The following is a 21,206-nucleotide window of genomic DNA, read 5'->3' as shown; positions in this document are numbered from 1 at the left end:
CGTCCGACCATTTAATCTGAGTCAGACGTGCTTTTCTTATGTTCTATTTCATCTATTGCGCGATCAATAGCGTCTGCAAAAACATACATACGCTTTGTAAAATCTTGATGCTTATCCTTAGCGATATGATTAAAATTATCATTGACGAAAAAAGATTTGCGCAATGCAGTGGTGAGCTCCAATTGTACTCCTGCATGCTTTAAATCCTTGTTGACAAAGTTACCGGTCAGTTCGCCACCAAGATATGTTGGCGCAGGTTTAACAACAAAATGTGACTTAATCAATTGCTTTTGAATGGCTAATTTTAAAGGTGTGTCCAATCCCCCAATATAGACAATCGGGTGATTCCCTTTTGCGCCATGTATCGCAACGGCATATTCTTGCTTTTGGAGCATCTTTAATAGTTGAGGATCATTATAATGCGCCGACGTTACATGTAAACGTTCTGCATGATGACGCAAAGCTATAAATGAATAGAAATTATAATGGTTCTTTCGTGCAACAAGTCGCGATAATTCCGTTGTTCCTTTTTCAATATTACCCCCGTGCGGTGCAATAATGATTGCATCGCTCTTTGTATGTATGACTTCTTTCTTCCAATCTCGCCCTTCTTTAGTATGAGCAAATAATTGAGTCATTGATTTAAAGTAATCTGGACGTCTCACATCTGGGACAGGAACTTTATCTGGTGCTAATTGTGCTAGTTCACCACGATTAAATACTCCGTGATGTAACTCTGCCGTTGTCCTATGATAAAAAATTGCTAAACATACGCATATAATGGTAATGAGTATCATAACAAACAGAAATATTTTTTTATTATTTGTGCGTTGTTTGGCTTTTTGTGGTGACATATTTTATCTCCAATATCAATTTATAGCTTTTATATTAGCTTATTCACAAGAAAAAACAAATCTTTCCTGTTATATTTAATGAAAACGTTAGACCTTTTCACATATACTTTAACATGATTTTACGTTAGCTCAATGGTTGGATGACAAGCGATGTTTCTCGTGAAACGTGACGCACTAAATACTTTGTGCGTCTAAAAATTCATCATCAATAATGCTTTTAGTCATTTGCTGTAAGTGTGGGATGTCCCATTGACTTTGTATATTTTGGCGTAAGGCATGTTTCTCAGCCAACGCCGGTGTATAATCGTGTAAATTATATAATACAAAATGTTTGCGCGTACGTTTATCCATAGGCTTACTTTGTTCATAATGGTTAACCATGCTGCGCCATTTTACGTTGTTCACGGTAACACCTTTAGAAGTTTTTTCTAAATTAAAATTCAACCGTCCTAATAATTGGTTCCATTCCGTTGAAGTATATTGCCCGTTTAAGAAATTACCAAGTGAATATGCCACTAACGTTTGATGCTGATTTTTTCCTTTTACCCATTTAACCGGTTGAATAACATGTGGATGCATTCCTAAAACAACGTCAACACCTTCATCTGCAAATAACTGCGCATACTTTTGTTGCTTCTCATTCGGCATTGTATGATTCTCATTGCCCCAATGTGCTGAAACAATTACCGCATCACTATGTTCCTTTGCTTTGCGCACATCTTTTTTTATCGTTGCTTCATCAAAGGTTTTTACTGTATAAGGATATTGAGATATTTGGCCATTTGTACCATATGTATAGCAAAGTAAGCTTACAGTAATACCATTTCTCGTAATTGTATGTACCGCTTCGCTTTCTTTTTGAGACTTGAAAACACCAGAAAACAACACGTCATGGCGATAGGGTTTCCAAGCATTTATATGATTGGTTACTCCTGAATCACCTTGATCCAGTGAATGGTTGTTTGCACCATTTATGATGTTAAACCCACTATCTACAATGGCTTTAGTTACATCACTCGGTGTATTAAATTGTTTAAATCCTGAGTACGGCTTATCATCTCCACCAATCGGTGATTCTTGATTCACATACGCGAAGTCTGCTTGTTGAATATTTGATTTCACATGCTTGTACATAGGTTTAAAATCATATTTATTCGAACCTACTTTAGCATCGTTATAAACAACTGGATGTATTAAATTATCACCAACAGCTACGACAGATGCTGAGGCATTAACCTTTGTGGTTAAAGTTAAATAACTCATTATCAACATTAAAACTAAGGCAATCACACATACAATACGATACTTCTGCATACACATACCTCCTAACATGCATTTTTAGCGGCCCAAAATCCAATTTATCTACTTTTTAATTCTATAATATATTCTAATTACATTCAATTTTAATCATGGTAATAAAACACCACTATTATATAATACAAATAATGATAAATTGCAAAGTCATGTTTATGATATGATTACTATTTTTAATTTTGATGAATTAATTTAGTCGTATATTTCAGTAGCACGCACTAAGGAATGTAATGCCTTAGTAGGTTTTCGTAGCATGACATCTTTGCATCATGATGACAATAAACTTAAAACTATATATATGTGACCAATGCAATATAAGCGAAATATAAAAAATACCCTCCTATTTTACTATGGAAGGTATTTTAATGGATTAATCATTAACAAACCATGCTAAGGCACGCGCAATACTTTTATCCCAATAAGTGTAATCATGGGCGCCTGGACTAGGTTCAAAACGATAAGGAATCTGTTTATCTGCTAGATAGTCAATAAATGTTAAGTTATCTTGGTACAGAAAATCTTCGGTTCCGCACTGAATAAATAATTCTGGAAGTGTTTCTTCTCGTGCCACTGCTGCATCAACCAAATGATATGTATCTAAATTTGTGCCTTTAACATTAGTATGTTCACCTGTAATTGCTTGCGGATGATAGTCTGTCCATTCTAAATCAATCAAGGTTTGTGCTTGAAAGACGGCAGACATTGGTGCTGCTTTGGAAAATAACTGACTTTGTGTCAGTGCAAATTTCATCGTTCCATAACCCCCCATAGAATGACCAGCAATAAAGTTATCCTCTCGACGCGTTGATAGAGGAAAAATTTGATGCACATAATGATACACTTCTAAAATATAATCATAATAACGATGGCCATACGCCATATTGGCATACCCACTATGATCAGCATTAGGCATAATAATGGCCAATTGATGTGATTCTGCATAGCGTTCAACGCTTGTAAATCTCATATATGATGTGGCATCACTTGATAATCCATGTAGCAGCATAACCGTTTTAAGTGGTTTAGCAATTCCATCACTTTTAAAAAAACTCGTATCTTCTGGTAGAATAACTGTTAAATTTTGATTCATGCCAATCGTTGGCGATTGATAATTTAATGTAATATAAGCCATCTTGATGTTCATTCCTCTCATTATCAATAGATTATTCTAATCATATCATTTTACACTTTAGCACGCTATTTGGTCTCTTTTAAAATCAAACAATGCTCAGACATTCATATCAATTAAAATCTGTATACAGCTCAAAAAATAAGGCCCTATCGTATAGTCTAATAAACTTTATTAAACCAAAATAATGAGGGGCCTTATATATTACAATCATAATCTTGCTCATATTGCTATACATGATTTTCCAATAATTTTCCGTGTTATAGCATTATAATCATATCAGAAAGAACCACTTTGCTAATCTATCTCTTCTCTATATAAAGGCTGACTCATACATCTTGGACCTCCGCGACCACGCACGAGTTCACTACCTCTAATTTCAATCACTTTAATCCCTTTTTCACGTAATAATTGGTTAGATACATAATTGCGATTATATGTAATAACCACTCCTGGACGAATGCATAATGTGTTAGAACCATCATTCCATTGCTCTCGAGCACCATCGATAATATCTCCATTACCTGTAGGAATAAATTCAATTTCTTCGATACCAAGTGCCTGCTCTAATGTCGCTTTTAAATCGCTTGACCGTGTAATTTGAATATCATCACCTTGTGTATTTTGCTCAATAGTAAAGATATTCATATTTTGTTCTTTCTTGAAAATAGCTGCATGCATCGTAAATTTATCATAATCAATCATCGTAAAGACAGTATCCAAGTGCATAAAGGTACGACTATTAGGAATTTCTATCGCTAATACTTTTGTGAATGTTGCATCTGCATTAAATAAGACTTGCCGTGCTAAACGTTCAATCGCTTGGGCAGACGTGCGTTCGGAAATTCCAATAGCTAATACTTCTTTAGATAATACGAGTTCATCCCCACCTTCAATATTAAATGGTGTCTGTCGATCCAACCATACTGGAATATCTTCATCTTTAAAACGAGGATGATACTTTAATATATATGACATAAAAATAGACTCTCGACGGCGTGCACCAAAATACATGCGGTTTACTGTCATCCCATGTCCAATAGAAGCTTGTGGATCACGTGTAAAGTATAAATTTGGCATTGGGTCTAAATAAAATGGGTATAAATCATCAATATATTCCACTAAATGAATTGATTTTAATTTAATTTCTTCTTTGCGAACACCAGACATGATTTTTTCAATCAATTCCTCATTAGTCAATGTAGCAAAGTAGGCTTTAATTTCTTGTTCATGTCCGAGAATCGTTTCTGGACATTCTGTCAACACCTCTTCAATAAATTGTGCACGTACGTTCGGCTCTACAATTGCTTCGGCTGCTAATTGCTCCAAATATAGTACTTCTACACCTTCATCCCGCAATGTTTGTGCAAAATGATCATGCTCTTCTTGAGCCACTTTTAAATATGGAATATCATCAAACAATAGACCACTTAAATGATCCGGTATTAAATTTTCTAATTCTTTCCCCGGTCGTTTTAGCAATACAGTTTTTAATGTTCCAATTTCACTATTCACTTGAATAGGACCATGTGACATAAATTCATTTCCCCTTTGTTCAATCAATCATGATATGCATAAAGTCTTTCTACGAATTACCTATACCCTATTAATCCACTTCTATGTCCTGCTATTATTTATATTTTTGAAAATTGTAGTTTTCTATTTAAATTTACGAACATATGTTCTATAATGAGTTCGAGGTGATAACTATGATTCCTAAACAATATCGACATGAAACCGATTATCGAAAAATACCAAGAGAATACTTAGACAGTAATATTCCACAAGGTCGTGGTATCGTCAAATGGGCACCGTTTGTTATATGTACTAATCTCATAAAAAATCTAATTTAATAGGGTTCAAACATAATTTATATATGTATTATGTTTGAACCCTATATCTATTTATTTTTTACTAATATCATTTAAAATGTCTCGCAATTCTTCAATTTCTTTGTTATTTAATTCTTCATTTTTCGCAAAATTAAGCACTAAACTTTTCATATCCCCTCCATACAATTTATTAAGAAAGGTTTTAGCAGTTTTCATTTTAATATCATCTTCTTTAATAATTGATGAGTAAAAATAAATATTATTATATTTATAGCGTTTTATAATCTCTTTTTTATATAGTCTTGTAATTAATGTTCTAATCGTCTTATCGCTAACTTCTTTATTTTTTTGAATCTCAACTACAATTTCATTAGCTGATACTGATTTTTTATTCCATATTATATTCATAACATCCCATTCAGCCATAGATATTTCAACTTGCTTATTGGCCATTTAAAACACCCATTTCTTTTAATATTTTTTCATTTATGAATTTAGCATTTTCACCAGAGGCTTTTTCATCTGATAAATGTGTAGAAAAATAATACTTATCATGATTTGTAATTACGTAACCTACAAACCACCCATTATTATATTTCCCGTTTACTATACCTGTACCTGTTTTCCCATACAATTCATAATTTTCATTTTTTCTAATCAATAACGAAGAAGATAATTGTTTCTTTTCATTTTTACTAAAATGGTTATTTTGTTCCATCATATTTTTTAAAACTATTACTTGTTCAAGATTAGATATTTTCAAACTATCTTCCAACCAATAGGCTTTATAACTTCCCAAATTTTTATTACCATAATTTAATTGCTTGAGTTGATCAGAAGTATAGTTCTTTGATAATTGATTACTAATACGTTCGAAGTACCAATTAACTGAGTTTTGTATTGCCGTATTTAAATCTTGATCCTTATTCCAAGAATCGAAAGGATAATGATTATGATTCCATGACATACGTGAATTTTTATCACTTATAATATGACGGTCAAGTCCAAACAGTGCTAAATAAATTTTGTAAGTTGAATCAGGAGAATATCTTTTTCTACTTTCTTTTTCATTATAAATATAGTATTTGTCTTTCTTCATGCTGTACATAACGAAAGATCCACTATTTGAACCAAAATTTTTACTTTCATCTAAAATTTGGTAATCGCTTTGTAAGGGCTTTTTATAATTATAATCAGTTAAGGATTGCCCCATTAAAAACTGGCTTTGAATTATCATGATAAAAAAAGTAAAAATACAAATAAAAATTAGAATTAATTTTGACTGCTTCTTCAGATTGCCTTCTTTTATATTAATTAATCTTCTTTTGAGTAATGATTTTTTACCATTAAATGAATGGCTTAATATATTTTTGTTGAAAAATGAGGTTTTTAATACGGAATCCATAATAGCTTCCGCATAAGACTTAAATTCATTTTTGTTAATATTATTAAGGACAAATCTATCGGCTTCTACTTCATTGTCATGAATCATCTTTCTTTTTACAATTTGTATTAGTGGATTATAACTCATAGCAATAGAAAAAATATGAAAGATAATTAAATGCAAAGTATCTCTGTTTTTAGCATGAGCATACTCGTGCAATATTATATATTTTAGTTTTTTGTCATTTATACTTTTAAAATATAAACTGGGAATCAAAATAATATATTTTCCATACCAAAAAGTTATTGGAGAATGAATAGATTCTGCTTTTCGAATCACAATATTTCTTTTATATTGATGATTGAAAAGTATCTTGTTTATTTTATCTTTTTCTTTTTCATTTAGATAAAGTGACTGTTTCTTTAAATACTTAAGATATAATAAAGAATTTAAAAATTTAAAACTTAAAATAATAACTAAAACTATCCAAATAACTGTGCAGATATTATCTATTGAATCCCAATTAAACTTATGGATGTCTGTTGTAAACTCATGAACAGGTTTAGTGGTATTTATGTTAGGATTCAAATTGTGTGAATTACTTTCAACTGTGGGCTCTTGATTATTCAAATTATTAAATTTAAAAAAAGAGAATTTAATAGGGATGAAAGGAATTAATCCTGCAAGAAGAGTTAGATACCAAACTTTATAATTTAACATATAATTAAAATAGCGTTTTAATATGTACCTAAAAAATAATAACAATAGAAATATAAAACAAAAGCTTACTATGCTCATTATTAATAACTTAGCCATTTCAACACCTTCTTTCAAATATTTATAATAAACTATTGACGCGAATATTACAATTGTAATATTATTGATTTATAGAAATTACAACTGTAATATTGGAGGGTATATTTTGAAAAAGTTAATACTTTTAATTGCAATTGCTTTAGTTTTAAGTGCATGTAATTCAACCAGTTCACATGCTAAAGAGTTAAATAATTTAGAAAAGAAATATAATGCTAATATTGGTGTCTATGCATTAGATACTAAAAGTGGTAAGGAAGTAAAATTTAATGCCGATAAGAGATTTGCCTATGCTTCAACTTCAAAAGCGATAAATAGTGCTATTTTGTTAGAACAAGTACCTTATAATAAGTTAAATAAAAAAGTACATATTAACAAAGATGATATAGTTGCTTATTCTCCTATTTTAGAAAAATATGTAGGAAAAGATATCACTTTAAAAGAACTTATTGAGGCTTCAATGAAGTATAGTGATAATACAGCAAACAATAAAATTATAAACGAAATCGGTGGAATCAAAAAAATTAAAAAACGTTTAAAAAAATTGGGAGATAAAGTAACAAATCCAGTTAGATATGAAATAGAATTAAATTACTATTCACCAAAGAGCAAAAAAGATACTTCAACGCCTGCTGCTTTCGGCAAGACTTTAAATAAACTTATCGCAAATGGAAAATTAAGCAAAAAAAATAAAAATTTCTTACTTGATTTAATGTTAAATAATAAAAACGGAGACACTTTAATTAAAGATGGTGTTCCAAAAGACTATAAGGTTGCTGATAAAAGTGGTCAAGCAATAACATATGCTTCTAGAAATGATGTAGCTTTTGTTTATCCTAAGAACCAATCTGAACCTATTATTTTAGTCATTTTTACGAATAAAGACAATAAAAGTGATAAACCTAATGATAAATTGATAAGTGAAACCGCCAAGAATGTAATAAACAAATTTTAATAGTCTAAATGTACTACAAAAACTGATATAATTCTATCTTTCATAAAACTTCATAATATCGAAGAACATATATATTATTTATAATTATATATGTTCTATTTTTTTATGTTCACATTTTTTAAAAGAGAAAATACTATTAACATACCAAACATCATAATTCCAGTTACTATAATTATAAATGCTCGATAATCTTACTCAACTTTTCCATATAGAAAATAACTTATTTTAAATTAATTAATTAATCACATTAAAAAATTATATAATCCTTGCCAAAAAAGAACATACGTTCTACAATGATGATGAGGTGGTAAACATGATTCCAAATCCTAATGCGCCAGATGAATATAAATATGAAACTGATTATAGAAAAATACCAAGAAAATATTTAAACCCTAAAATCCCTCAAGGGCGTGGAAAAATCAAATGGCAAGCTTTTGCGACTCTCCCGCAACAGTTTGAAATTTTAGAACAAATTATAAAGGATCAAAATAAAATAGAAAAACCATTGCTAACACATGATTCATTAGATAATTTAGATCAGATTTTTCAAATAAAAATTCAAAATGATGAGTTATGTACAATCTCATATTGGGAAGACGGTAACATTTCAAAATATACAGGAAAAATTTTAAAAAAGGATGAAATTAGTAATACATTTTCCTTTTCTGATACTAACAATAATATATATAATTTAAATAATGCTAACGTTTGTAGTATCACTTAACACTATTTAAACTTTTAAAAAGTTTAAATAGTGTTCTTATAATTACCTTTTTCGAAATACTTCTAGCAAAATCATTATAAGTATCATACTGATATTAAATATATTATTTTTATCACTGAAAAAAATTTCTACTACTTGGAAAATTGATAAAAGACTTATTATTAACAAAAGTTTATTTAATTTTTCGCTTCTTTCTTCTTCCTTATATGACTGCTCCAATTCAATTAGTGATAATTCTTCTTTGTTTAATTCTTCAATATATTGTGGAGATTTAAAATCATTATTATTCTTTAGATACAAATATAAATATAAACTAGGTAAAAGCTCTGTTCTATAAATAATTGCAATAGATCTCTTGAAATTTAGTATCCATTGTCTAAAATATAGGGCTTCTTTTTTTCCATTTAAATTATATTGTTGATACCCATACAATTGTAATTCATTTAACATAGTTTCTAAGAAAAAGAAATTAGCAGAACTATTGAAATAAAGTGCCATTTGAGAACATTTTTCTAAAACATCTTCTTCTTGCTCATCCATCCAAACTACAAAAACAGATGCTTTATTCAAGAAGTTTATATAATTATCGCTATAACCATCTTGCCTAAAATGTTTACTTTTTCCTTCAAATGAAAAAATAGGCGCATTTACTAACCACTCTTGAATCTTCACGTCCTCATAGAAAGGATCATCAGTAAATTCATTTTCATTAGCTAAATAATAAACTTCAAAACCCATATTTTTAGATACTTTATATTCAAAAATATCCTTACTATTAATTTTTATAATTCTATTAATTTGTCTAGAAACATCTCTAATATTTTTACAATGTCTATTACCATACAATTGATACTGTCTTTGTCTATTATTTTTTTCTTGATTAATTAGAGGATATATCTTATCTTTTACACATGAGAAAGTACTATACAAGTCGCTTCCAAAGTTTATACTCTCTAAGTCTTCAATGATTTCTATAACAAATGTACCATTGTTAAATATAGTTAAGGTTAAAAAAAATAAATTCAAAGTGTTCTCATGAGTAATTTCAATATGTGGAGTGAATATATATTTTTTATATTTGTATCCATGTATATTATTTTGATCAAACAATCCATCATTAATATTTGCATTAGTAGCAAATTTTTCTAAAAATTTTTCTAGTTTTTCGTGATATTCTTTTGTATGTCTTTTATATCTTCCAGGTAAAATCCAATAATCATAATTTACCGGGGGGTTGTCAGGAGATAAAATGCGTATAACTCCTTTTACATTCAATAGAATTTCCTCAATTTTTTCAAACCAAGGGTTCATGTTATTATCTTTTATATTTATAGCAGTAGCATATTGATATGTTACTTTATAGCCTTGTAATTTATTAATATCTTCTAGAATCTTTTCAATTTTATTGTCCATTATTTTAAATATCCTCATACAGCCTAGAATATAAAACGCTAATTTCTTCTTTCAACATTTTTTTCTCTTTTTCTAAAGAATTTACTTTTCTTTTTAAAGAGGAGATTAACGCATCTTTACCGTCATTTTTATTTTTATGAACAAATATTTCTCTGTTTTGTTCACGTAACTTCTCTATTTTCTTTCGAATTTTATTATTTTTATATAATGTAGCTTTCGAAACTTTTGAATGTTTAGAAACGATGTTAAAGTTAATTTCTTTATTTTTTTGAACTAAATCATTTATTGCTTTATCAACTTTTTTCTCGGTTTTAACTTTTCGTTCTGCATGCAACTGTTTTAATTGTTCTTGTCTATTAAATTTTTCCATCTTAACCTCTATACTTTTATTCTATTACTTCTCCCGAATATAATGTTTCCATCTTTTATATTACCTAGTATTTCTTCATATTTATTTAATATATTTATATGCTTTTCAACCATATCTTGTCTATTATTATTTTTAGCTAATTCTATAGATTTGACCGTTGATTTGATATGTAATTCATATTTTTCAACATCTAAATCAGAAAATCCAATAGCTAAATCCTTACATGGTTTCCCAGAATTACAAGTCAGGCATGGCGGAGCTTCCATGTATGGACAATCACCACTCAATCTAGCATGACAAGTGCCATAAGGATTGTCCATTGCGTTTAATTTATGTTCTTGCCATAAAGAATTCAATGCTTTTTCAGATAGTTCACTACTATGCTGTATATTTTTAATTTTACCGTCAACATCAAAACTAAAAGCTCCTTGATCAATAACTGATTCAAAAGCCTTTCTCTTTGTATCATCAAGTAACTTAGCATATCTTAGAGTCATTTCTGGTGAGGAGTGTGCTAATAATTCTTGTATCGTTAATATATCTGCTCCACCATTTAACAATTTTACTGCATAGGTATGTCTAAATTGATGAGTTTTGAAATGGAAGATTTCTCCTTGTTCATCAATAATATTTTTAGTCTTTGATAAATGATTTAAGTGTGCTCTGACCATATGTTGTGTAAAGGGCATTCCCTTTCTTTTTCCTTTATAAATAGCAAAAATATAATTATTAGGATTATTATCTTTTGTACTTTTACTTTTAGAATCGGCTATTAAAACTGCTATTATATCAGCTAATTTATTATCAATTGGTATTCTATGTCCTTTAACAAAAGTTTTAGCAATATCTGTGATTATTGAATACTTTCCATTAACTTTTGCAAGGCAATTATTTTGTAATGTCAATACATCAGAAATTCTTAATCCTGTTTTAAAAGCTATCCAAACTACAGGTATTAAATCTTTATGCAAATCATTTATATGCTCAAAAAGCTGTTCCAATACAAAATCTGGGATATAATCAATTTGGCTACTATTTTTCTTTTCGTGTTTAGGTAAGTCTTGAGGATAAATTAAAAATCGTATATCTTGGTACGGTGCTATAGCATAGTTTTGAGTTATAATATCGTTTAAGAACCTTCTAATTGTTTTTAATTCTTCTCTCACAAAATTCTTAGTACTTTGCAAATGTTTATTAGCTGCATATTCAAACAAAAATTCTATATATGCTTCGATATGACATCTATCTAGTTCATTTAAACTATTCCTTGTTTCTTTATTTTTAGATATATTTTGAAAAAACCTAGTTAAAACTCTTATATAAAACCTTGCTGTAGCAAATGCTATATCACCAGTTATCAAACGATTTTTTAAATATTTTTTTGCTAATTCTCGCATTTTAATTGACTCAATTTTTTCAAAGTTTAAATAATTGCCAGTTAGTGTTTTATTATAACTCAATCCATATTTTTCTAAATTTCTAATATCCCATTTATCTTTTTCCCATTCTTCTCGCTTATCAATGAACTTAATTAGATTAATGTACATATTCTTTAAAAAAGAAGCCAGTCCGCTTTTGTATTCATAATCACCAAAAACTATTGTTGATGATCTTCTTTTTATTGGTATATTATTTTCAGTCAGCCAATTAAACCAGTGCTTTTCTAATGTATTTATATCACAATCAAGTAAAGAATTTAAATTTGGATAAACTTCATTAAAGAACTTAGCAATCTTATTAAGCTTTACTGCTCCAGTATTAAATAAATTAGATAAGGACCAATCCTCTTTAACTATCAGTTTCAAAAAAAGGTATTTAAATTCTAAATTCAAATTTTTACTTTTAATCCTAAAGAAAACATTTTTTCTTTTGTCTCTATAGTTCTTGATACTATCTTGAAATTGCTTGAATTTGTTAAAAGCTGTAATGTGCCACTCATCATTTTTAAAAAAGTAATCATCATATATTTCAGTTATTAAAACCTCTCCTTTTATATTGATGGTTCTACTTTGTAATGTACATAATTCATTAATCATAGTACTGTTTGTAGGTAAATTAATTGGTATTGACATAGTCATTCCCCTTTATTAAAAACTTGAAATTGATGCTTTACTTTATTCCAATCTTCACGTATATCTTCTTCAGTGGGATGAACATATAAATTAATAGTCGTTTGTATATTACTATGACCAAGTCTTTCTTGAACTTGTTTTATATCCTTAGTTTCATTATAAAAAACAGTTGCATGTGTATGGCGAAATAAATGAGGATGAACATTTATAGATGTTTTATGTTTTAGCCTTTTAAATAATGAATATATATCACTATAATTCATAGCTTCTCCTACATTTCTCCCCTTTATTTTTACAAAAAGATAATCAGAACATATTGAAAGTTCGTCAATTATTTCGTAGACATAATCATCGTATAAATCAATTAACGATTGGGAAATAAATATTTTTCTTTCCCCAGTTTTCAAATAAGTACCATTATCATTAAATCTATTTTTCAAAACTATTTGATGGCCTTTTCTAAAGTCAAATTTAATATCATCAATACGTAATGATAATACCTCACCTATACGTAATCCGGTTTCATATAGTAATTGTATTAAGAATTTATCTCTAATATTATTAGCTTCCTCTAATAATTTCTTAACCTCCGCATTAGTTAACACTTCTATTTTTTTCTTTGGTTCTTTAACTTTCAAAATATTTTTCAACGTTCTATAGTCCTTATTTATGTGATGCATGAAACTTTTATATTTTTTAGAGTATTTACTTTCCATATGCATAAAATCATAGAAATTAACATCTAATTTTTTACTCCTATAGAGATAATCATAAAAATTAGATACTACAGTCATAGTCAGATTAATTGTCTTAGGACTAATGCTTTTTTCTTTTCGGTGATAAGAGAGGACATTCTCATATTCAAAAGGTGTTTTCATCCATCTTATAAAATCAACAAAGTTATCAAAACTAACTTCTTTATAGCATATCTTTTTACTTTCTAAGTAAACAAAAAAATTTTTTAGTGCATAGGCATAGGTTTTCTTGGTATTTAAACTTTTCTTAACACTATCCAGATACTTCAAATATCTTACTGCATCTACTATAGGTTCATTATTACCATCTAAAATCATAAAATTGGTACCATTCTTAGATTTTACTTCTACTATTTTCATAATAATCTCATTTCTAATTTTAATAGTATAAGTATACACTATTCAAATTCTTTTTACATCATACATATTAAACTTATTACACGTAATAAAAAAAGACTATTTAATATTTTTACTTTGTTCATTTTTTCTTAAAATATGATTCATTTTAAACAAAATAGTCTATATTCTTCAACATATATATAACCGTTTGCGACAATGCCAGAGCAATATCAACAGCTGCGTGACTATATCGAAGAACAAAATAAAATTGACATGCCCATCTTATCTGAAGACCAATTAACACTCATCAATCACAATTTAACAACGAAATTCGTCCACCAGCAACTCGCTATTATTAGTTATTGGCGCAGTGGTTATATCCATTCAATCTCTGGCTATATTAAACATATTGACACGCAACAGCAATATATTGTTATAGGTAATGAGCGTGGCAATGAAACAATAAACTTGGATTTTAATGTCTTATGTAATGTGGAATAACCTCAAATGTCTAGACAAAAAAATAGCTATGAAGACGTCTTTTATCACTGTCTTCATAGACTACTTATATTATTTACTTGTTGTAAATCTCGCATCGCTCATATCTACTTCAACTACTTTGCCATGTTTAACAAAGCATGTAACTCCTAAACCCTTTTTTTGTTGATTTATAGACGAACAGGCTTGTATCTTTTCTATTTGTATCATCTTTAACTTTTTTCAAGTTGTTACCATAAGCTTTAACTAACTTGTCATATGTTAAGTTACCTTTAACGACAAATTGAACTTTACTCGCTTTACAATCATTCGCTGTAACACCAGTGAACTTTTAATTATACTTTTCTACTACTTTCTTACTGTGAGTTGGGAGCAGGACAGAGTTCATAGCTAATCTTAGTATGTCTCCTACATATTAGACTTTAGCCTTATATGAAAATTAAGTCGAAATCATTTTTTTAATAGTGTAAAATGATAAAGTATACATTATTTGCATCATAAAACTCAATACATAGATATAAGGTGAAGTTTAATACATAATCATTTAGACGATGGAGGCATTATTTTTGAAAAAAGTATTAGCAGCTATAACTATTTTATTACTCGTTGTTGCTTTAGGCTTTTCTGTGTTTTTTGCAGCTACGACAACGCATCATTCAACTTCCGACCAGAAAGACAAGGTTGAATCTACTAAGAAAAAGAATGATACACACAAAGACAACAGCCCTGAAGACGATGCACAATTAGACACACCGCAGTCGGCAAACAATGCTACTACAGCACCTGCCAACAATGGACAAAATGTTCAGCAACAGGCACCCCAATATCATTATCAACAACAGCAACCTGTAAAATCTCAACAGTCTGCTGAGCAACAAAAATCAAATGAAACACCTAAGACAAATAACAATGCGAATTCAAACCACGGCAACAACGCTAAGTCACAGCAGCACAGTGGCCAAGGTGGTGGCGGTAATGATAGTGATAGTAATACTACCCGTTCTGCTTCCCATTCTTCCGCTGCGTCTACTACACAATCTAAAACGAACCATTAACAATAAAGCGCACGCCTCGTGATGACATCATATCATCACGAGGCATACGCTTTTCTTATAGCTATTCTGTAACATTACTTTTATTAACTTTTTTAGTGACTTTGCGCATCATCGGATCAAGAATTGGTTTTAAACATAAACCAATCGTTAAGAAGCCGAGACCAAACAATCCTAAAATAATCAATTTTGGAATTAAAATAGCTGGTACTATACCTCCAACAGTTTCACGTAATGAATCAATCGCATACGTAAATGGTAAATAAGGCGAAATCGTTTGGAAGAATCCCGGTGCAGTCACTACAGGGAAGGTTCCTCCACCACCAGCGATTTGTAATACTAACAAAATAATGGCAATGGCTTTACCTGGATTACCAAGTAATGAAACACATGTATAAACAATGGTATTAAAGACTAATGAAGCAAAAAGTGCTATTAATACAAATAGTATAGGTGATTCTACACTTGCTTTTAAAATAAGCAAGTCTCCTAATGTCACAATTAGTGCCTGTACCACACCTAATAATAAGAACAATCCGGCTTTTCCTAAATAGATTTGTCGTGTTGTCAATCGACCTTTTAGAACTTGATGTTTGTTGTCTACAGACAATAGACTTACCATCAATAGTGCGCCTACCCAAATTGATAATGCCGTATAGAATGGTGTCATACCTGAACCATAATTTTTAACTGGAAAAATATCAATTTGCTTTTTAGAGATTGGATGTGCAATGACGTCAGCTTGTTTCTTCAAGTCATTCTTCAATGTATCGATCACTTTATCAACGGCATCATCTTTATCTAGCTGCCTGAAAATCTTATCCGCTTTAGTTAAATCTTTCTCAATGCCAGGCAATTTATGCTCAATAAATTGAGCCATATTTCCTAATGCTTGCTTCGCTTGTGGCTGGTTCTTATCTAACAATCCAACAAGTTGATCATATCTAGAAAATAATGCTGGAATATTATCATTTACCGTCGCTGTAGCGTTAGCAAGCCGTTGTTCTAACTGTGGTAAATCATTTCTTACAAAGTTAGCAGCTTTAGCTACATTCTGTTTGATCGTTGGGAAATAAGCTTGTGCCGTTTGCATCGCATTAATATAAGCTTGCTCGATAGCAGGTAATTCACTTTGAATACGACTTACCGTTTGTTGTCCGTTATTAAGAATATGATGCCCTGCTTCAATCACGTTCTCAATGCTTGTGAGCTTAGACTGCACAGTAGATAAGGTTTGTTGCCCCTTATTTAACACATCTGTAATGTCATTAGATATGTCGAGTAAGCGTTGATTAAGATCTTGCTTGATAAATGAACGAAACTGCTTAAGTTGCTCATTGACATTTGGTAATTGACGTAATATATCTACGGCTTGAGCTTGACCCGTACTACCATTAGATAAGGCATCAGATAATTGATTTACTGAACGCATTAAATCATTCAGTTGCTTATTTGTGTTATTAATCTTGTTGATTTGTGAGCTTAAATCGACATGTTCACTTTTTTCAAGTTCTTTTAACGTATCGATAAATTGACGATTATATTGTGTTGTAGCTTCAATACGAGATGACACATGATTTAAACTTTCTTTAAATTCATCTGGTTTATCCGATGCAATCACACCATAAGCTATATTTTTTAATGCTGCTAAATCGGATTGGTTTCCTTCAACTTGCGTATCTGCTTGTTTAGATAGTGATAATAGTACTTCTGCTAAAGCGCTATTCATGGACTTAACATCATTGTTTGAAACAATTTGTCCAGCTTGCGGTACATCATAGCTGCTCGTGCTAACTTGCTCAACTTTATAAGGCACACCATTGCTGGATGTCTGAGTGCTTTGCTGACTTACACTGCCTTGTTGTAAACGTGAGTTAATGTTGTTATTCGCATCTTGCGCACGTCCAGCTGCTTCTTGGTAATCTCCCACACGCTGTTTTGCTATGGTTAAATAACGGTCGGCATCATTTAACCCACTTTGTGCAGTGTTCATACCTTGATTGACGAGTGAGACACCGCGGTTAATTTTAGGAAATTGTTGTGGCACGTCATTAGAAGCAACATTTAACACACGTTCAATGTTAGGCATATAGGCGTTCAAAGCTAATACGAGTTTTGCCTTTTCATTTAAAGCAGGTATGGATGCATTGACTGCATTTAACTTATCTTGTGCCGATACAATATCACCTTTGTAACGACCAAGTCCTCGAAACTTATCTGCATACTGATCTAATTGATCTTGATGATCGTTTAAATAGAGTATTTTATCACCAATTGCATTAATTTTTGGCAATGATTGTTTCGCTGCATAAACAGCATTTTTTATTTTGTTTATCGTAGGTACTTCATCTTCGATTTTTAGTCCTACTTTATTTGCTTCTGTCAACAATGCTTTAGAGACGGTTTCATCAAAGGCTTTATTTGCTTCATCAACAATTACTGTCGATCCTGTATCTGTCATTTTAGGTGCAACAGCATTGTTTTTTTGGTTTACTTTATATTCAACATTAGCCTTTTGTGGTTGTTTGCGCAATGTTCCCGTTATTTCATGTGAAAATTCTTTAGGTATGTATATGCCTGCAGTGTATTTCCCCATTTTGATTTCATGGTCTGCTTTCGCTCTGCTAACAAATTGCCAATCAAACTTTCCATTTTTCTTAAGCTTGTTAACAATTGAATTACCTACATTGATTTCTTTATTTCGAACTTTGTCTCCCTGATCTTCATTCACAACGGCTACTTTAATATGATCCGTCTTACTATATGGATCCCACATGGCCCATAAATTGAACCAGGCATAAAAAGACGGCAAAATTGCTAAACCTGCTATGATAATCCAAACTGCTGGCGTTTTCGCAATTCGTTTTAAATCAAATCGAAATAATTTCAGTGCGTTTTTCATTGTCACACTCCCTATAAAAAATACTGTCCTACGCACATAAGCTACTCATTTATGTTACATTAGATTATTTTAAACTGATAGTATAAATATATTGTTATTTATCTAGTCCTTGGACTGTTTTTTTCTAACCAATACTAGTATAATAATTTTTATTACAAGGTTTAATCATTGGTTGATAGATATCAACAAAAACAAATCTAAACTAAATTATATCAAATACATGCCAGTGTGACAAAGTAAATCTAATGTCAGTCACATGATCATTTTACCGTATTACAGAAATTAATTTCCAAGGAGTTCTTCTAAAGATGTCAAAGCAAAAAATATTCATTTACTTATTATCAGCAACACTTATCGTACCTACATTTACATCCGATATCGCACATGCGACTGAATTGACAAACCAAAGCCATAATGAAAGTAACCATGCGTCTGTAGATAAATCAGATAACGATGATACTTCTGACACTAATGATGAACAAACAACAAAGAAACAAGAGAAATCTGCTAAAACTACTAAGTTCAAACAATATACTCGAGCAAAAAAAGCTTCCCATGATGAAGATGACTTATCTATATTTAATAAGCTCTTTTCCGACGATACTTTATCTTCAAATTATTTAAATCCACGTGGTCAACAGGATTCATTGTCAGAGCTATTGACAGCAATTTTTTCATCTGATTCTGAAACAACCGAGCGTACCGCTCAAGATACGTCTGATGATATGGAACCTGCAGCTGAGCAACAAGACAAAGCATCTACAACAGACTCAACAGAACAGCATTCAACAACGACATCAGAACAAAATGACCAATCAGCTAAAGACGCGACAACAGATGATAATAAAGTCAGCGATGCGTTAGATGAATTAGATAACTTAGATGATGCTTCTAATCACGCTCAAGATACACAGCGTCGACATGATAGTGAAGCATCAAAGGATGATGACAAAGAGACGTCATCTGAGGAAAAACCACACCAAGAAGCGCCATCACATGATACCGCGCAAGATAAACAGAATGATTCAAACAAAGAGTCAACCGATTCAGCTTCAGATGCCGTTATAGATTCAATTTTGGATGAATACAGTGATAATGCAAAGAAAACACAGCAAGACTATACACAAGATAAAACATCAGATAAACATAAACAAAGTAACGCAACAACGACAACACACCAAAAATACGCGCATATCGATGTCAAGAAAGATCGTGAAACACGTCATCAAATTGACAACCCACAATTACCATCAAAAGATAGCGTGTCCCATGCTACTGTCCCAGCTCAATCATTTGAAGAAGCTACAAAACAAGCCAATACACGTGCAACAAGTCTATTTGCAACAATACCCCAAGCTTCAGACAATACAAGTTCTACTGATGACTTAAGTGTGGTTGACAGTCAACAAACACGCACATTTATTAAGGCAATTGGTACTGATGCCCATCAATTAGGACAAGAAAATGATATCTATGCCTCTGTCATGATTGCACAAGCAATTTTAGAATCTGATTCCGGTCAGAGTACGCTTGCCAAAGCACCAAACTTTAATTTGTTCGGTATTAAAGGCGCATATAAAGGAGAATCTAGTGAATTTAATACACTAGAGGCTACGGCAAATAATCAATTATATAGTATCCAAGCTGCTTTCCGTAAATATCCGAATAAAAAAGCTTCATTAGAAGATTATGTTCAACTGATTAAAGAGGGCATTGATGGTAATGCAACGATTTATCAACCAACATGGAAAAGTGAAACATCTAGCTATCGTGACGCCACAGCGCATTTAGCTAGAACATATGCAACAGACCCAAACTATGCAACAAAGTTAAATCAACTCATCAAACATTATCATTTAACAGATTTTGATCACAAAAAACTACCAGATTTAACACATTACAATTCTAGCAATCCAGGCATGGATAACACAGGTAATGACTTTAAACCATTTATTGACACCAATTCAACAAGCCCATATCCACAAGGTCAATGTACTTGGTATGTTTATAAACGTATGCAACAATTTGACTTAGCTATTGGTGGAGATTTAGGTGACGCACATAATTGGAATAATCGTGCACAATCTGAAGGTTATCATGTTGATACCACACCTAAAACTCATAGTGCAGTGGTCTTTGAAGCTGGTCAAGCAGGTGCAAGTAGTTATTACGGACACGTGGCCTTTGTAGAACGCGTCAATGATGATGGTTCTATCGTCATTTCTGAATCTAATGTCAAAGGTTTAGGTATTATTTCATATCGCACACTCGATGCTAATACAGCGGATCAATTAAGTTATATTAGTGGAAAATAATGTAAGTTATTCAATAGATAACAATAAACACCAAAATAAGACATACATCTCAAAATATATAGTCTAGGACAGAATTCCTAGGATAAGGAGCGGGACAGAATTCATTATAAATTCGTAGTACCGCTCTCTTCTTTATTTACAAGACTTCGTATTGTTGGCTCGCTATAAAATATAAGTATGACATTACAGAATATTATGGATATGTATTTTTGGTAAATGTAATAATTCTATAATTACCTGTCATTTTCACTTTGGCGTATCACTAACTTATAGTAAGTATGATTATCACCTTAAACATATGATTGCGTGTCAACATCGCTAGTACATCCATTTTTTTAATATATGCATAGCCACCTTTCCTACTATGCATGGTTGAATTATTTTTACTTAACTTCAGATTTATAATGTTACTCCATAAAAATACACCCCATTAAGTTGCATTTTAATCCAACTTTTGGGGTGTATATCATAACTGACGCTTTATT

At 30.9% G+C, this 21,206-nt stretch carries 18 protein-coding genes; 6 read left to right on the top strand and 12 right to left on the bottom strand.

The genetic code is table 11. From position 1 onward, the window contains the following. Positions 1 to 11 precede the first annotated feature (11 nt). The 4 genes from AL499_RS08240 to arcA form a co-directional block, all read right to left on the bottom strand. Positions 12 to 854: a poly-gamma-glutamate hydrolase family protein gene (locus AL499_RS08240; RefSeq protein ID WP_002478496.1), complete on the bottom strand. Its 843-nt coding sequence runs from the start codon at positions 852 to 854 to the stop codon at positions 12 to 14. Positions 855 to 1,028: 174 nt separating this feature from the next. Further along, positions 1,029 to 2,168: a CapA family protein gene (locus AL499_RS08235; RefSeq protein ID WP_002478495.1), complete on the bottom strand. Its 1,140-nt coding sequence runs from the start codon at positions 2,166 to 2,168 to the stop codon at positions 1,029 to 1,031. Between the two features lie 370 nt (positions 2,169 to 2,538). Next, a complete protein-coding gene (locus AL499_RS08230; RefSeq protein ID WP_002492397.1) occupies positions 2,539 to 3,300 on the bottom strand; it encodes an alpha/beta hydrolase in 762 nt (253 codons plus the stop codon). Positions 3,301 to 3,594: 294 nt separating this feature from the next. Continuing rightward, the gene (arcA, locus tag AL499_RS08225; protein WP_002492452.1) at positions 3,595 to 4,833 is read right to left on the bottom strand and encodes an arginine deiminase; all 1,239 of its coding nucleotides are present in this window, start codon (positions 4,831 to 4,833) and stop codon (positions 3,595 to 3,597) included. A 173-nt stretch (positions 4,834 to 5,006) separates the two neighbouring features. Here arcA and AL499_RS12550 point away from each other — a divergent pair, with 173 nt between their 5' ends. After that, positions 5,007 to 5,150, top strand: coding sequence for a hypothetical protein (locus AL499_RS12550; protein WP_094449190.1), 144 nt, complete (start codon positions 5,007 to 5,009; stop codon positions 5,148 to 5,150). A 51-nt stretch (positions 5,151 to 5,201) separates the two neighbouring features. On the opposite strand, the gene blaI is transcribed toward AL499_RS12550, so the two are convergent. Both blaI and blaR1 read right to left on the bottom strand, forming a co-directional pair. Continuing rightward, on the bottom strand, positions 5,202 to 5,582 hold the full coding sequence (gene blaI / locus AL499_RS08220; RefSeq protein ID WP_001284658.1) for a penicillinase repressor BlaI: 381 nt from the start codon (positions 5,580 to 5,582) through the stop codon (positions 5,202 to 5,204). Then, complete coding sequence (gene blaR1, locus AL499_RS08215; RefSeq protein WP_001096367.1) at positions 5,572 to 7,329, bottom strand: beta-lactam sensor/signal transducer BlaR1; 1,758 nt, start codon at positions 7,327 to 7,329, stop codon at positions 5,572 to 5,574. Before blaR1 ends, blaI begins: the two co-directional genes overlap by 11 nt. A gap of 106 nt (positions 7,330 to 7,435) precedes the next feature. On the opposite strand from blaR1, the gene blaZ reads away from it, so the two are divergent. Then, on the top strand, positions 7,436 to 8,281 hold the full coding sequence (gene blaZ / locus AL499_RS08210) for a penicillin-hydrolyzing class A beta-lactamase BlaZ (RefSeq protein WP_000733622.1): 846 nt from the start codon (positions 7,436 to 7,438) through the stop codon (positions 8,279 to 8,281). A gap of 313 nt (positions 8,282 to 8,594) precedes the next feature. Then, positions 8,595 to 9,005, top strand: a complete 411-nt coding sequence (locus AL499_RS08205; protein ID WP_000612779.1) for a YolD-like family protein — start codon at positions 8,595 to 8,597, stop codon at positions 9,003 to 9,005. 42 nt (positions 9,006 to 9,047) lie between these two features. Here the strand turns inward: AL499_RS08205 and AL499_RS08200 are convergent, their stop codons facing one another. From AL499_RS08200 to AL499_RS08185, 4 genes are read right to left on the bottom strand one after another with little or no spacing between them, the layout of a single operon-like run. Then, the gene (locus tag AL499_RS08200; RefSeq protein ID WP_000368919.1) at positions 9,048 to 10,418 is read right to left on the bottom strand and encodes a hypothetical protein; all 1,371 of its coding nucleotides are present in this window, start codon (positions 10,416 to 10,418) and stop codon (positions 9,048 to 9,050) included. A 4-nt stretch (positions 10,419 to 10,422) separates the two neighbouring features. Then, entirely contained in the window at positions 10,423 to 10,788 is a 366-nt protein-coding gene (locus AL499_RS08195; RefSeq protein ID WP_000410574.1) for a DUF6262 family protein, read from the bottom strand. Between the two features lie 8 nt (positions 10,789 to 10,796). Continuing rightward, the gene (locus AL499_RS08190) at positions 10,797 to 12,860 is read right to left on the bottom strand and encodes a site-specific integrase (protein ID WP_000026850.1); all 2,064 of its coding nucleotides are present in this window, start codon (positions 12,858 to 12,860) and stop codon (positions 10,797 to 10,799) included. 2 nt (positions 12,861 to 12,862) lie between these two features. Further along, the gene (locus AL499_RS08185; protein ID WP_000706213.1) at positions 12,863 to 13,975 is read right to left on the bottom strand and encodes a tyrosine-type recombinase/integrase; all 1,113 of its coding nucleotides are present in this window, start codon (positions 13,973 to 13,975) and stop codon (positions 12,863 to 12,865) included. 195 nt (positions 13,976 to 14,170) lie between these two features. Here AL499_RS08185 and AL499_RS08180 point away from each other — a divergent pair, with 195 nt between their 5' ends. Next, the gene (locus AL499_RS08180) at positions 14,171 to 14,455 is read left to right on the top strand and encodes a YolD-like family protein (RefSeq protein ID WP_081094472.1); all 285 of its coding nucleotides are present in this window, start codon (positions 14,171 to 14,173) and stop codon (positions 14,453 to 14,455) included. Positions 14,456 to 14,524: 69 nt separating this feature from the next. Here AL499_RS08180 and AL499_RS12675 read toward each other — a convergent pair whose 3' ends face one another. Beyond that, positions 14,525 to 14,662: a hypothetical protein gene (locus tag AL499_RS12675; protein WP_162494754.1), complete on the bottom strand. Its 138-nt coding sequence runs from the start codon at positions 14,660 to 14,662 to the stop codon at positions 14,525 to 14,527. A 356-nt stretch (positions 14,663 to 15,018) separates the two neighbouring features. On the opposite strand from AL499_RS12675, the gene AL499_RS08175 reads away from it, so the two are divergent. Further along, complete coding sequence (locus tag AL499_RS08175) at positions 15,019 to 15,507, top strand: hypothetical protein (RefSeq protein WP_002492560.1); 489 nt, start codon at positions 15,019 to 15,021, stop codon at positions 15,505 to 15,507. Positions 15,508 to 15,568: 61 nt separating this feature from the next. On the opposite strand, the gene AL499_RS08170 is transcribed toward AL499_RS08175, so the two are convergent. Beyond that, entirely contained in the window at positions 15,569 to 18,406 is a 2,838-nt protein-coding gene (locus AL499_RS08170; RefSeq protein WP_002492582.1) for a YhgE/Pip domain-containing protein, read from the bottom strand. 308 nt (positions 18,407 to 18,714) lie between these two features. Here AL499_RS08170 and AL499_RS08165 point away from each other — a divergent pair, with 308 nt between their 5' ends. Next, positions 18,715 to 20,721 (top strand): amidase domain-containing protein, encoded by a 2,007-nt coding sequence (locus AL499_RS08165; RefSeq protein WP_002492407.1) that lies wholly within the window; start codon positions 18,715 to 18,717, stop codon positions 20,719 to 20,721. Positions 20,722 to 21,206: the final 485 nt, after the last annotated feature.

Origin of the sequence: Staphylococcus lugdunensis (assembly GCF_001558775.1) — a bacterium.
In the GTDB taxonomy this organism is placed as follows: domain Bacteria; phylum Bacillota; class Bacilli; order Staphylococcales; family Staphylococcaceae; genus Staphylococcus; species Staphylococcus lugdunensis.
The sequence above is the reverse complement of the archived record's forward strand: the minus strand, read 5'-3'. Positions and strand labels throughout refer to the sequence as shown.

Coding starts and splice junctions, on each gene's coding strand:
- AL499_RS08240 (WP_002478496.1), bottom strand. CDS start 854: ATGTCACCACAAAAAGCCAAACAACGCACAAATAATAAAAAAATATTT.
- AL499_RS08235 (WP_002478495.1), bottom strand. CDS start 2,168: ATGCAGAAGTATCGTATTGTATGTGTGATTGCCTTAGTTTTAATGTTG.
- AL499_RS08230 (WP_002492397.1), bottom strand. CDS start 3,300: ATGGCTTATATTACATTAAATTATCAATCGCCAACGATTGGCATGAAT.
- arcA (WP_002492452.1), bottom strand. CDS start 4,833: ATGTCACATGGTCCTATTCAAGTGAATAGTGAAATTGGAACATTAAAA.
- AL499_RS12550 (WP_094449190.1), top strand. CDS start 5,007: ATGATTCCTAAACAATATCGACATGAAACCGATTATCGAAAAATACCA.
- blaI (WP_001284658.1), bottom strand. CDS start 5,582: ATGGCCAATAAGCAAGTTGAAATATCTATGGCTGAATGGGATGTTATG.
- blaR1 (WP_001096367.1), bottom strand. CDS start 7,329: ATGGCTAAGTTATTAATAATGAGCATAGTAAGCTTTTGTTTTATATTT.
- AL499_RS08205 (WP_000612779.1), top strand. CDS start 8,595: ATGATTCCAAATCCTAATGCGCCAGATGAATATAAATATGAAACTGAT.
- AL499_RS08200 (WP_000368919.1), bottom strand. CDS start 10,418: ATGGACAATAAAATTGAAAAGATTCTAGAAGATATTAATAAATTACAA.
- AL499_RS08195 (WP_000410574.1), bottom strand. CDS start 10,788: ATGGAAAAATTTAATAGACAAGAACAATTAAAACAGTTGCATGCAGAA.
- AL499_RS08190 (WP_000026850.1), bottom strand. CDS start 12,860: ATGTCAATACCAATTAATTTACCTACAAACAGTACTATGATTAATGAA.
- AL499_RS08185 (WP_000706213.1), bottom strand. CDS start 13,975: ATGAAAATAGTAGAAGTAAAATCTAAGAATGGTACCAATTTTATGATT.
- AL499_RS08180 (WP_081094472.1), top strand. CDS start 14,171: ATGCCAGAGCAATATCAACAGCTGCGTGACTATATCGAAGAACAAAAT.
- AL499_RS12675 (WP_162494754.1), bottom strand. CDS start 14,662: ATGATACAAATAGAAAAGATACAAGCCTGTTCGTCTATAAATCAACAA.
- AL499_RS08170 (WP_002492582.1), bottom strand. CDS start 18,406: ATGAAAAACGCACTGAAATTATTTCGATTTGATTTAAAACGAATTGCG.
- AL499_RS08165 (WP_002492407.1), top strand. CDS start 18,715: ATGTCAAAGCAAAAAATATTCATTTACTTATTATCAGCAACACTTATC.